A 12571-nucleotide genomic window follows, 5' to 3' on the forward strand; every position below is an offset into this window, starting at 1 on the left:
GCCGCTCCTGGATGACTCAGACGCCCATCGACTGGGTGTCGTTGCTCTCCGCGCCGCCCGCCTCGGTGACGCCGTTCTTGAGGTGGTAGCGGGCGATCGCCTCGCGCAGCACCTCGCCGTCGAGCTCGCCCCGCTTGACCAGGCTGGTCAGCACGGCCAGCGTGATCGAGGCGGCGTCGACGTGGAAGTGGCGGCGCAGCGCCGAGCGGGTGTCGGACAGGCCGAACCCGTCGGTGCCCAGCGAGGACCAGTCACCCGGCACCCACTGCGCGATCTGGTCCTGCACGGCCTTCATGTAGTCGCTGACGCCCACGAACGGGCCCTGCGCCTGGGAGAGCGCCTGGGTGACGTACGGGACGCGCTGCTCGGCGTCGGGGTTGAGCAGGTTGTGCTCCTCGCAGGCCAGCGCGTCGCGGCGCAGCTCGGACCACGACGTCGCCGACCACACGTCGGCCGAGACGCCCCAGTCCTCGGCCAGCAGCCGCTGCGCCTCCATCGCCCACGGGCCCGCCACGCCGGAGGACAGGATGTTGGCCTTCGGACCCTGGGTCTGCGGCCCGTCGGCGAACTTGTACAGGCCCTTGAGCAGGCCCTGCACGTCGAGGTTGGCCGGCTGGGCGGGCTGCAGGTAGGGCTCGTTGTAGACGGTCAGGTAGTAGAAGACGTCCTCCGGCTGGTCGCCGTACATCCTCCGCAGGCCGTCCTTGACGATGTGGGCCACCTCGAACGCCCACGACGGGTCGTAGGAGATCGCGGCCGGGTTGGTGGAGGCGATGAGCGGCGTGTGGCCGTCCTCGTGCTGCAGGCCCTCACCGTTGAGCGTGGTGCGGCCCGCGGTGGCGCCGAGCAGGAAGCCGCGGCCCATCTGGTCGCCCATCTGCCACATCTGGTCGCCGGTGCGCTGCCACCCGAACATCGAGTAGAAGATGTAGATCGGGATCATGTGCTCGCCGTGCGTGGCGTAGGCGGTGCCGGCCGCGATGGCCGAGGCCATCGAGCCCGACTCGCTGATGCCCTCGTGCAGGATCTGGCCCTGCGTGGCCTCCTTGTACGACAGCAGCAGATCCCTGTCGACGGCCTCGTACGTCTGGCCGTGCGGGGAGTAGATCTTGGCCGTCGGGAACATGGCGTCGAGACCGAACGTACGCGCCTCGTCCGGGATGATCGGCACGAACCGGTGGCCGATCTCCTTGTCGCGCATGAGGTCCTTCAGCAGCCGCACGAACGCCATCGTGGTGGCGACCTGCTGCTTGCCCGAGCCCTTGGCGAAGCCGCCGTAGACCTCGTCGCCGGGCAGCTTGACCGGCTTGGCGCGCATGACCCGCTTGGGCAGCACGCCGCCGAGCGCCGCGCGGCGCTCCTTCATGTACTGGATCTCGGGGTCGTTCTCGCCCGGGTGGAAGTACGGCGGCAGCTCCCCCTCCAGGGCCGAGTCCGGGATCGGCAGGTAGAGCCGGTCGCGGAACTCCTTCAGCTCGGCCTTGGTGAGCTTCTTCATCTGGTGGGTGGCGTTGCGCGCCTCGAAGTCCTTGCCCAGCGTCCAGCCCTTGATCGTCTGGGCGAGGATCACGGTCGGCTGGCCGACGTGCTCGCGGGCCGCCTTGAACGCCGCGTAGACCTTGCGGTAGTCGTGGCCGCCGCGCGACAGCTTGCGGATGTCGTCGTCGGTCAGGTGCTCGACCATCTTGCGCAGGCGCGGGTCGCCGCTGAAGAAGTTGTCGCGGATGTACTCGCCGGACTCGACCGAGTAGGTCTGGAACTGGCCGTCGGGCGTGGTGTTCATCTGGTTGACCAGCACGCCGTCGACGTCGGCCGCCAGCAGCGGGTCCCAGTCGCGGCCCCACACGACCTTGATGACGTTCCAGCCGGCGCCGCGGAAGTAGGACTCCAGCTCCTGGATGATCTTGCCGTTGCCGCGTACGGGACCGTCGAGCCGCTGCAGGTTGCAGTTGATCACGAACGTGAGGTTGTCGAGCTCCTCGCGGGCCGCCAGGCCGATCGCGCCGAGCGACTCGGGCTCGTCCATCTCGCCGTCACCCAGGAACGCCCACACGTGGCTGCGGCTGGTGTCCTTGATCTGCCGGTTGAGCAGATAGCGGTTGAACCGCGCCTGGTAGATCGCGCCGATCGGGCCGAGGCCCATGGAGACCGTCGGGAACTCCCAGAAGTCCGGCATGAGGCGCGGGTGGGGGTAGGAGGGCAGGCCGTGGAAGCCGTGCGACAACTCCTGCCGGAACGCGTCGAGCTGGGCCTCGTTGAGGCGGCCCTCGAGGAAGGCGCGGGCGTAGATGCCCGGGGCGGCGTGCCCCTGGAAGAAGACCTGGTCGCCCGACTCGCCGTGGTCCTTGCCGCGGAAGAAGTGGTTGAAGCCCACTTCGTAGAGGGAGGCGGCGGAGGCGTAGGTGGCGATGTGGCCGCCGACGTTGGTGCGGGCGTTGGCCCTGGACACCATGATGGCCGCGTTCCAGCGGATGTAGGCGCGGATGCGGCGTTCGACGTGCTCGTCACCGGGGAACCAGGGCTCGCGCTCCGGCGGGATCGTGTTGATGTAGTCGGTGCTCCGCAAACCCGGCACGCCGACCTGGTGCTCGCGGGCCCGCTCCAGCATGCGCAGCATGAGGTAGCGGGCTCTGGTGCGGCCTTCGGTCTTGACGACGTTGTCGAGAGACTCGAGCCACTCGTTGGTCTCGCTGGGGTCGACATCAGGCAGCTGGCTGGGTAGGCCGTCGCTGATGATCGAGAATCGCTGGCGTCCGGAAGCCACTGGGTCTCGCCTTCCGAGGATGACTGATGTCTGGTCTGGGTCGTCTTCCATCCTGGTCGCTAGCCGTAGAAAACGCATCTCTACTGACCGGTAACCAGTGGTGTCCCTGCTGGCAGAGACAGATCAGATGGCCTAGACCACCGATGGTAGGACGAATCGCCACCAAAGGTTACATCCCGGGAGCAATTTAACAAGACAGGAAAACGAACGAAATTTCGCTCGAATGTCTCTGGACTCCTGGTCCCCGCCTCCCTCCACTCTCCCCCGAAGGGAGGGGGTTCTCACCCCACGACGGCGCGGCGTGACGGGCGAGTCTAGCGGCCATCCTCCCGGTCCGGCTCCGACAGGGGCCGCCGGACGGAGAACCGGCCGTGGGCGCATCGTCGCTGATCATGCCCCTTGCACCGGCTTGCGCCCCGCGCCGCCTCTCACGACTTGTGACGCCCCTCACGACTCGCCTCGCCGCCTGTCACCGCTGATCGCCTCGGATCCATGTGGCCCCTTAGCCCCCAATTGACTCTCACCACCCCCAAGACCCTTGCGCTCCCATCCGCCCCGGCACACCCTGCCGCCCCGGTCCGTTCGGCACCCGCCGGGCGCCCACCCACCTCACCCCCGCGTAACGTTTCGGTCATTTTTCTCCGCCCCTCCGGAGGGGGAGCAAAACTTCCGAATCACTCTTTTCGGACGGCCTCCCACGTACCAATGTGGGTTGTATGAATGCTGCGGTAGGAGACCGGCTCCTGGTGCACGGGCATGCCGTTGGCGAGGGGGACCGGAGTGGTGTGATTGTGGAGGTCCAGGGCCTCGACGGGGGGCCTCCCTACATGGTGCGCTTCGACGACGGGCACACCGGCCTGGTGTTTCCCGGGCCGGACGCCGTCGTGGTGCATAAGTAAGATTTCCCTGTGAGATCTGAAATCATCTCCGTGGCTACAGGGTCACGAGAGACTGTGCACGACATCACCACTGAATGCGCTGATTTCGTGCACAGGCAGGGCGAAGACGGGCTGTTGCATATCTTTGTGCCCCATGCGACCGCCGGTGTCGCCCTGCTCGAGTTGGGCTCGCGCAGCGACGACGATCTTCTCGCCGCGCTGCGCGACCTGTTGCCGGCCGATGATCGCTGGCGTCACGCCCACGGCTCACCCGGTCACGGACGGTCACACGTCATGCCCGCGCTGATCCCGCCGTACGCCACGGTCCCCGTGCTGGGCGGGCGTCTGGCGCTCGGCACGTGGCAGTCGATCGCACTCGTCGACCTGAACGTCGACAACCGGCAACGTCAGGTTCGCCTGTCGTTTTTGTCTGATTGATTCTGGCCGACTACGGCCGCACCCGTGGCGACCGTTGACGACTGAGGGTCACAGCGTGTGGACTGTGCCGAAGCGATAAACCGCATAAGCGGGGCCACTCAAGCAGGAGGGATAAACGTGAGCGCGACCGCGGGTCAGGCGCAGGGCGAGCGCGGCCTGGCCGAACGGCTCGGCCTCAAGCCGGGTCAGGTGGTGCAGGAGATCGGTTGGGACGAGGACGTCGACGACGAGCTTCGCGACTCCATCGAGGACCTGACCGGTAACGAGCTGCTGGACGAAGAGAGCGACGACGTCGTGGACGTCGTGCTGATGTGGTGGCGCGACGGCGACGGAGACCTCTTCGACGCCCTCAGCGACGCCATGCGAGCACTCGCCGACGGTGGCCAGATCTGGCTGCTGACTCCCAAGGCAGGACGCGAGGGCCACGTGGAGCCGAGCGACATCGGGGAGGATGCCACTACCGCGGGCCTCTCACAGACCAGCAGCATCTCCGCCGCACCGGACTGGTCCGGGACCAGGCTCGTCACGCCCAAGGGCAAACGGTAGGGAGTCCGAGCGCCTTCCGTACGGCAGGATGAAGCCGTGAACGCACATCCTGCCGAGGTCGGCGCCCTGGCTCCGGATTTCGAGCTGCAGGACCAGCACGGCACCCCGGTGAGCCTGTCTCAGTTCCGGGGCTCCAAAGTCGTGCTGGTCTTCTACCCGCTTGCCTTCAGCGGGATCTGTCACGGCGAGCTGTCCGCGCTGCGCGACCGGCCGATCGACGGCGCACAGCTGCTGACCGTCTCCGTCGACTCCATGTTCACGCACCGTGCGTGGGCAGATCGCGAGGGTTATACGTTTCCGCTGCTCTCCGATTTCTGGCCACATGGACAGGTCGCGCGGGCGTACGGTGTGTTCGATGAGGCGAAGGGGTTCGCTCTTCGGGGGACCTTCATCATCGACGGCGAGGGCGTGATCCGGTGGTCGGTGGTCAATCCGGCCTCCGCCGCACGCGACCTCGCCGACTACGCCAAGGCACTCGCCGACATTTCTTGACCTCGGAGGGAACGATGCCCTGCTACCGATGCGGGGCCCGGCAGACCGACCCGGTGCGCGGCGCCAGCCCGTGGCAGCGCGGGGTGCGCCACGAAACGCAGGTGTTGATCTGCCCGGACTGTCAGCGGCTGCACGACCTCGACCTCGACGCGTGCGCGACCTGCGGGTCGGTCGCGCTGATCTGCCGGCTGGGCGAGGTGGAGTGCCGGTCCTGCGGCGACGTACGGCTGGCGCGCTCCGACGCGCTCGCGGGCTCTCCCGTCTCCCCACCGCCCTCACCCCCCGGCCTCTCGGCGGAGGTGGAAGCGGCCCTCAACCGCGTACTGGGCCGCACCTGAGCCCTGGGGACCGGATCCGAAGGCACGGAGCCCTGAGGCCGGGCACGAACGCGCGGGAGCCTGGATACGGGAACCGGCGGAGACACTGAGGCCTTCACAGCGCCGTGAGCCGCTCTGAGCCCTCAGTGGGGTGCCCTGAGCCCTGGGGCCTGGACCGGATCCCTCGACGGAGGGCGGGGCTTGCGCAAAGCTCAGCTCCGGTAATCCCGGCAGCGAATCCCTACGACTTATCCCCTGCAGCGAAGGGACTCTTTCCAGACATTTGCTGAGCTGCGCTATCGTCTCCTGCGTGTCCGACATGACTCCGAGCGTGAGCGACAGCCCGAACCCGAGTGTGAGCGTGAGCCCGAACCCGGCTCCGAGCTCGTTCGTCGTCGCGCTCGACGTCGGCGGCACGTCCATGAAGGGCGGCCTGGTCAGCGACTCCGGCGTGGTGCTGCTGAGCGAGCGGCGCCCGACCCCGCGGGCGGAGGGCCCGGAGGCGGTCGTGTCCGCCATCTCCGACTTCATCAGCCACCTGGCCTCCTCGGGCGACGGCACCCCGGCGGGCGTGGGCCTGGCCGTCCCCGGCCTGGTCTCCGACAACGCCGCCGTCTACGCCGCGAACCTGGGCTGGCGCGACGTCCCCGCCACGAGCTTCACCACCCTGGACATCCCCGTCCTGCTCGGACACGACGTACGCACCGGCGGCCTCGCCGAGAGCATCCTCGGCGCGGGCCGGGGCCTGTCCGACTTCCTCTTCCTCCCCATCGGCACGGGGATCGCGGGCGCCTCGATCATCCGCGGCGAACCGTACGGCGGCTCCTCCGGCTGGGCCGGCGAGATCGGCCACACCCCGGTCTTCCCGGACGGGGAGCAGTGCGCGTGCGGCCAGTTCGGCTGCCTGGAGACGTACGCCTCGGCCGCCTCGGTGGGCCGCCGCTACAGCCAGCGCGCCGACGTGGAGGGCGTCAAGGCGGAGCAGGTGGTCTCCTCCGACGACCCGATCGCCATAGAGGTCTGGGACGAGGCCGTGGAGGCCCTGTCGCTGGCGCTGGCCACGTACACGCTCCTGCTGGACCCCACGGTGATCGTCCTCGGCGGCGGCCTCGCCGAAGCCGGCCCCGCCCTCTTCGACCCGGTACGCACCCGCCTCGTCAAACGCCTCGCCTTCCGCGACGCACCCCCACTGGTGCCGGCCGCACTCGGCGTCGACGCCGGCATGCTCGGAGCCGCCCTCCTGGGCTGGCGCGCCGCCGGCCACCCCGAACTGGGCCCGGGGTGGACAGTGGATGTGCGATCGGGCCCCGTGGTGTCGTAAGGTGTAGTGCCGATCAGGGGCGGTTAGCTCAGCGGTAGAGCACTCGCCTTACAAGCGAGGGGTCACTGGTTCGAACCCAGTACCGCCCACCTGCGTGAACATTTGATCTCTGATCTTGAAAACGGCGTCTGAGTGACTAAGTGAGTGACTAACTCCCGAAGATCTTGTCCATCGCCGCAGCTCCTTGCATGATCACGGGCCGGATCTGGTGCCGGTAGACCGTCTCGGTGACCACCGTGTTGGAGTGCCCGACCAGGCGCGAGATGTCCTCGATGGGGACGCCGGAGTCTGACAGCACGGACACAAAGCTGTGCCGCAGCTCGCGAGGGGACCACTCCCGCCCGGTGAGCCCCGCCCCCTCCACCACCTTCCGGAAGTCATGCCGTACGTTGTGGGCCGTGACGGGTGTACCGGTCCGCGTGCAGAACACGAGATCCGTACCCTTCCAGCGATCTCCCGCCTTCTCCTGAGCGATCTCTTGGGCTTCCTTGAGCAGGCGCAGCGCCTCCACGCAGCGCCGGGGCAGCTTGAGCGACCGGCGGGACTTCACCGTCTTGGTGTCGCCCTTCTGCCGGACGGACCGAGGAAGGCGCACCATGGAGACCAACACCGACGGCAAAGACGCCCGCTGGCGCGTCATCGCCACCGACCTACGAGCCGCCATCCTGGACGGCCGCTACCCCCCCGGCGGCGCGCTGCCCAGCGAACCCGAACTCGTCAGGAAGTACGACGTCTCCCGCCCAACCGTCCGCAAGGCCATCGACACCCTCGTCTCCGAAGGCCTGGCTTACGTCATGAGCGGACGCGGCTCCTTCGTCCGCCCCATGCCCGAACGCCGCACCATCCTCATCACCGACCACGACCGACCCGACCTCGCAGCCCCCGGAAACCACCCCGATGTCCAGGCATTCGGCTGGGACCTCGCCCAACGCGACCGCGAACCCGAAGCCCCGCTCTTCACCAGCGAGAAGACCACCGCCAACCGCGACGTCGCGGTCATGCTCAGCGTCCGCCCCGGCCACCCGGTCATCCACCGCCGCAGCATGTGGCACCGAGGCCACACCGCCGCCATCCACGGTGTATCGGCCTGCCTGGAGATCAACTCCTACACCAACGCCGACATGCTCCCTGACTGGGACGACCCCAAGCGCCACGCCCAGTACCGCAAGCGCCCCGGCTTCTTCTACCAGTCCCTCATCCGCGAACACGGCCCCGTCCGCTGGATGACCCTCACCACCGCCCGCATCGCCTACGAAGACGAACGCACCGCACTCGGCATGGACTACGCCGAAGCCGTCCTCATCATCCGCCGCACCATGGCCCACCCCAACGGCCACCCCATCGAAGTCACCGAGGTCAAGGCCCCCGCCAACCGCTACGAGATCGGCTACCATCGCGAACTCGCCGACGACGCCGAAGCCGCGCTGACGTCGCAGGAACTCAGCGACAACGGCATTGATCTGGTGATCTAAGTGCGACCGTAGAACGCGCGGATGAATCGATGGCTGCGTGGCACCCTGCGGGCCGCCTCCTCATCATCTTCTGGATCCCAACGCTCGTCGGTGGAATGAGGCGTTTCGTGGAACGCATGACCACGAGCCTCAAGAGCATCGAACAAGGCGTCGCTGCCTGTGCCTGTAACTTTCTCCCAAGCTGTGAGAGCCACGTAGGACAGGGATTCGAGCTCCGGCCAGTCGTCGTTAGTTCGGGGGATTCGATCTCGTTGCATAGTGAGAAAGCGCTGGACCTCTGGCACGTCCGCAAGTGTGTCCGGGTCGCCGGCGACCTTCTCGAAGGTCTCACGGCCGAGGCCGACCAACCACATCTGGAAATACCGAAAGCTGTCGTTGCCGCCTATCAGGTGTAAGAGGGTGGCTGTGCCCCACATCAAGTTGGTGTCAACCTTGCGCCGAGCTTCCAGAATCCACGACTCGAAGTCGATGATTTCTTCGGCGGAACGCGACGCCAACCGCTGTTCCAGCCACCTCAGGCGCGCTTCGTTCGGCCGGTGTCGTGCCGAATGCTCGATCAGATGCCAGAACTCGTCGATGTCCACCCCGGCGATCCTGGCATGGATCGACGACAGAACCGACAGTGGGCACATTCCGATCTGGCTCAGAGTTTCTTTACTGGTTCAAGGCGACGGCGCTCCGCGCCGTGCGCACGGCCCCGCGCCTGCCTGCCGTCCCCGGCATGCGGCCTGGAGGCCGGTCCCGGGCGGCAGCGGCTCGGGCCGTACCACCGCACGGCCGCCGCGCCGCCGTACACCCTCCGTGGCCGACCTCCGCACCGTCGCCGCCGCTCCGCCGCCGGCCCCCACCGCTTCGCGGCCCTTCGGGTGCTTCGCATGGGCGCCGGCCGCTCCGCTCGCACAGGACAGGACGACTCTTCAAGCCTTATGCCTCCGGCGGGAGCGCTCAGGCACCGAGGTGGTCACCTCGCACACCATCAACTCAGGCAATCCCAGCAGCCCGACTCCTCCGCATCAAGCCCGGCCCTGATCGCAGGACAAAGCATGATCGAGGAACGGCGACCGGCGAACGTACACGCGAAGCCGGGCTTGACACTCCGTCCCCGGCCCGCTGCCGCTACGCGGTGAGTCGACGGCGTACGAGGTGAGTACGAAGCTGCCTCCCACCGGAACACGGTTGAGCGGCTATCGCGACGAGGGAAGAGGGGACGCGGGACGCACCGCCCTCTCTTCCGCGGGCGGTGCGGCCAGATGAACGCAGGCCGGGCAGGCGCGCGTAGCTGTGGGCAGGAAAGGCAAGCACCAGCCGAGGGTCGGCAGCGGACGCACTGCCTCGCCGCACAAGCTGACCTTCTGCTCGGCCCATACGGCATGCTGTATGGAGTTCCTCTCGTGGTGGGACAGGCCGAGCCGGTAGTCGCATGCTGGCTTCTCCGGTCTTGCCAGATCTTTGTGTATAAGCAGGTCATCCCAGTGGAATGCCCAGCGCTGCACCCCTCCGGGCAGTTCGTGCGGCTGTCCGTCGAGTTTGAGCAAGCCCAGGGTGCCGTTACGCAGCACAGCTACCACGGTCCCGCGACGACCGAGCAGCGCTGAGCCCCACGCTCGTGTCTGCGCTGGGCTGTGGAGCATGTCCACGATCTCGGCATGACAGCCGATTCGGAACGAAGGGCTTCTCACAGCGCCTGCTCCGCTGCTTCCTGCTCCTTCAACCGCTCGGCCAGTTGAGCGACGTCATCCGCGTCGATCGTCTGGCAGAGACCGTGGTCTACCTCGTACTGGGATAGGCGCCGGCTGTTTCGAGTTGCCCAGAGACGTCCCCCAGAACTACGCCAAATGCACCAACCAGGAAAAGCCTCTTGGAGGTCTCCGAGAATTACCGGGGTTGACATGGGATCAGCGTGCTTACCTTTGCGTGACGAACCCACCGCGTTATAGAGACGTCCAGGACGTTATGGCGTTACGCTCAAAAACGTCCCTGACGTCCTCCGTCCCGAGGTGTACCGTGGCCAACGTCGCCCTACGCAGCGCCATGCTGAACGCCAAGGTCACGAACCAGAGCTTGGCCGACCGGTGTGGCGTGGACGTCAAGACGGTGGAACGCTGGCTGCAGGACGAGGCTCGCGTCCCGCACCTGCGGCACCAGTGGGCCGCCGCAGAGGCACTAGGAGTTGAGACAGGCGTGCTATGGCCAGACGCAATTCGCAATACGGTGAAAACAGGGCCGGACAAGGAAGTATTGACCGTTTATCCGTATCGCTCCGCGTGCCCGAAATCAATCTGGCGCAACCTCATAAACGCGGCGCGCAACGAGATCGTGTTCGCCGGTTATACGAACTACTTCCTGTGGCTGGAACACCCGAACCTGGCGAAGGTCCTCAAGCGGAAAGCGCAGCAGGGCTGCAAGATCCGGTTTCTCGTCGGCGACCCGGACAGCGAGGTCACCCGTCGCCGCGAGGAGGTGGAGAACGTCCCGCTAACCGTGTCCACGCGCATCCGGATCACGCTGGCGGAGATCGAGCAGCTACGCGACGTCCCCGGCATCGAGGCCCGGTACGGCGACGAGCACATAGCCATGAGCGTGTTCCGCTTCGACTCGGAGATGCTCGTCACGCCACACCTGGCCAATCTGGTCGGACACGACTCACCCATGCTGCACCTGCGGCGCTACCAGGACGACGGCTTGTTCGACCGATTCGCCTACCACGCCTCCGAGCTGTGGAGCAACGGCCGTGACGTATGGCAGCAGCCGCAGCCCACGGGCCAGATGCTGGGTGACTAAGTGAGTGACAATCGCCCCGGACGGCCCTGGACTCCAGAGGACCGCACGGGACCATAACTCCAGGTGGGGGCGGGTATCGGCCAAGATCCCGCCCCCTCCTGATGTGCCTTACAAGCGAGGGGGTCACTGATTCGAACCCAGTACCGCCCACCTGCGACAAGAGCCCCGTCTCCGATCATGGAAACGGGGCTTCGTGCCATTAACGTGCCATTAGCCGGGGCGAGAGAGCCCTGATCAAGATCCATTGGGGTTGTTTGCGATCTTCGCGTTCATCGCGTCGGCGATCCTGCGGTCAGCCTCAGCCGTGCTGTGCTGATAGATCAGCGCGGCCCGGACCGAGTCATGCCCCATGCGCTGCATGAGATCTTTGAGACTCTCGCCGGAGCTCGCGGCGATCGTGTTGCCGGTGTGCCGGAGATCATGAAAGTGCAGACCCGGGAAGCCGATCTTTCTCGTGCTCTCGTCCCACTTGGCCGCGCGCCGGAAGTTGCTCCGACGGAGGATGCCGCCCTGCGAGCCGGTGAAGATCAGCGCGTCGGCCTCTGGGGCGGTGAACTGATCAAGCGGCGGCGCGGCGCGCCGCCATACCCCCGGCCCCCCGCCCGCCCGCCGTCCGGGCATGCGGCCTGGGGGCCGGTCCCGGACGGCGGCGGGACACCGGGCCGGACATCGCACGCCAGCCGCGCCGTACCGACCGAACGCTCCGACCGGGGTTGCCACGCCGCCGCACAGGTGCAGCCCTACGATCGCCACTGCATGGTCGGCCACCGTATGTGCTTTGGGGCGGTCGAAGGTCCAGGGCTTCGTTCCTCAGCCCTGGCCCACCGTATTCCCGTGTGCGGGTAGTGATCTCCAGACGCGGGCGGAACCGCGGCACGAGTCGCGGATCTCTACCAGCTATCCGGGCACGGGGCAGGAGCAGATACAGAGCTGCCGATTGAGATGCAGATGCTCGGAGCCGTACGGCATCATGACGGATATGACCCATCTCAGCATCGAGGAGATCCGCGAGCGGAAGCGATGGGTCTTGTCTGTGATGGCGGAACAGGGCGGAAACTTCCTTCGACTACCGCCGCGCGATCAGCCGTACACGTGCCCATGCTGCTTCCACCCGACCCTTCAGTACCGCGGCGGCTTCCAGATGTGTGATGAATGCTGTTGGGAGGACGACGGACAGGATGATCACAACGCCGATGTCGTCATGGGTGGCCCCAACGGGTCGGATAGCTTGACCACAGAGCGGCGGCGCTACCGAGAGATGCGGGGACTGCCGCCGCTAGAGCTGTGACAGCAGCGGCCACGAACGAAGGCAGATCCTTAGATCGGTTGGCTCCGACTCGCGGGATATACGCGGGATGGTCTTCCCCCAGCGGGGATGTCTGAGAGCCATATCCAGAGGTCAGTGGCCTGATGTATCTAGCAACGTCGACCCGCTGTAAAACCGTCGGCAGTTCAACTCCATGCGGTGGATCGCCCGTGGGGCGCCGGGTTCGCTTCCGTGCCATCTGCGTGCCGCAAGGCCGTGCCATACCGTGCCAGGTCCCGCAAGCGAGCGTCACGTC

General features: G+C 66.8%; 13 protein-coding genes and 1 tRNA gene. 10 read left to right on the top strand and 4 right to left on the bottom strand.

Annotation, left to right across the window (positions count from 1 at the left end; genetic code table 11):
• Positions 1 to 16 precede the first annotated feature (16 nt).
• Complete coding sequence (gene aceE / locus H4W80_RS21105; RefSeq protein ID WP_192786668.1) at positions 17 to 2764, bottom strand: pyruvate dehydrogenase (acetyl-transferring), homodimeric type; 2748 nt, start codon at positions 2762 to 2764, stop codon at positions 17 to 19.
• Between the two features lie 716 nt (positions 2765 to 3480).
• Here aceE and H4W80_RS21110 point away from each other — a divergent pair.
• From H4W80_RS21110 to H4W80_RS21140, 7 genes are all read left to right on the top strand, one after another.
• A complete protein-coding gene (locus H4W80_RS21110) occupies positions 3481 to 3663 on the top strand; it encodes a DUF1918 domain-containing protein (RefSeq protein WP_192786669.1) in 183 nt (60 codons plus the stop codon).
• Between the two features lie 9 nt (positions 3664 to 3672).
• Positions 3673 to 4080, top strand: coding sequence for a secondary thiamine-phosphate synthase enzyme YjbQ (locus tag H4W80_RS21115; protein WP_192786670.1), 408 nt, complete (start codon positions 3673 to 3675; stop codon positions 4078 to 4080).
• Positions 4081 to 4197: 117 nt separating this feature from the next.
• Entirely contained in the window at positions 4198 to 4626 is a 429-nt protein-coding gene (locus H4W80_RS21120; RefSeq protein WP_192786671.1) for a DUF3052 domain-containing protein, read from the top strand.
• A gap of 36 nt (positions 4627 to 4662) precedes the next feature.
• Complete coding sequence (locus H4W80_RS21125; RefSeq protein ID WP_192786672.1) at positions 4663 to 5118, top strand: peroxiredoxin; 456 nt, start codon at positions 4663 to 4665, stop codon at positions 5116 to 5118.
• Between the two features lie 14 nt (positions 5119 to 5132).
• Positions 5133 to 5456, top strand: coding sequence for a hypothetical protein (locus H4W80_RS21130; protein WP_192786673.1), 324 nt, complete (start codon positions 5133 to 5135; stop codon positions 5454 to 5456).
• 298 nt (positions 5457 to 5754) lie between these two features.
• Positions 5755 to 6756, top strand: coding sequence for an ROK family protein (locus H4W80_RS21135; RefSeq protein WP_192793641.1), 1002 nt, complete (start codon positions 5755 to 5757; stop codon positions 6754 to 6756).
• Between the two features lie 17 nt (positions 6757 to 6773).
• Positions 6774 to 6845 (top strand) — tRNA-Val (locus H4W80_RS21140).
• Positions 6846 to 6904: 59 nt separating this feature from the next.
• Here the strand turns inward: H4W80_RS21140 and H4W80_RS21145 are convergent.
• On the bottom strand, positions 6905 to 7354 hold the full coding sequence (locus H4W80_RS21145; RefSeq protein ID WP_225963578.1) for a site-specific integrase: 450 nt from the start codon (positions 7352 to 7354) through the stop codon (positions 6905 to 6907).
• On the opposite strand from H4W80_RS21145, the gene H4W80_RS21150 reads away from it, so the two are divergent.
• Positions 7353 to 8228, top strand: coding sequence for a GntR family transcriptional regulator (locus tag H4W80_RS21150; RefSeq protein WP_192786675.1), 876 nt, complete (start codon positions 7353 to 7355; stop codon positions 8226 to 8228). The two genes, H4W80_RS21145 and H4W80_RS21150, sit on opposite strands and share 2 nt — an antisense overlap.
• On the opposite strand, the gene H4W80_RS21155 is transcribed toward H4W80_RS21150, so the two are convergent.
• Positions 8225 to 8812: a DUF4240 domain-containing protein gene (locus tag H4W80_RS21155; protein ID WP_192786676.1), complete on the bottom strand. Its 588-nt coding sequence runs from the start codon at positions 8810 to 8812 to the stop codon at positions 8225 to 8227. The two genes, H4W80_RS21150 and H4W80_RS21155, sit on opposite strands and share 4 nt — an antisense overlap.
• A 1420-nt stretch (positions 8813 to 10232) precedes the next feature.
• On the opposite strand from H4W80_RS21155, the gene H4W80_RS21160 reads away from it, so the two are divergent.
• Positions 10233 to 11009: a hypothetical protein gene (locus H4W80_RS21160; protein WP_318786977.1), complete on the top strand. Its 777-nt coding sequence runs from the start codon at positions 10233 to 10235 to the stop codon at positions 11007 to 11009.
• Between the two features lie 234 nt (positions 11010 to 11243).
• Here H4W80_RS21160 and H4W80_RS21165 read toward each other — a convergent pair whose 3' ends face one another.
• Positions 11244 to 11630 carry a tyrosine-type recombinase/integrase gene (locus H4W80_RS21165; RefSeq protein ID WP_192786677.1) on the bottom strand — a complete coding sequence of 129 codons (387 nt, stop codon included), beginning with the start codon at positions 11628 to 11630 and terminating at the stop codon, positions 11244 to 11246.
• 358 nt (positions 11631 to 11988) lie between these two features.
• Between H4W80_RS21165 and H4W80_RS21170 the strand changes: the two genes are divergently transcribed.
• Positions 11989 to 12297 (top strand): CPCC family cysteine-rich protein, encoded by a 309-nt coding sequence (locus H4W80_RS21170; protein ID WP_225963580.1) that lies wholly within the window; start codon positions 11989 to 11991, stop codon positions 12295 to 12297.
• Positions 12298 to 12571 lie beyond the last annotated feature (274 nt).

This window comes from Nonomuraea angiospora, from assembly GCF_014873145.1.
In the GTDB taxonomy this organism is placed as follows: domain Bacteria; phylum Actinomycetota; class Actinomycetes; order Streptosporangiales; family Streptosporangiaceae; genus Nonomuraea; species Nonomuraea angiospora.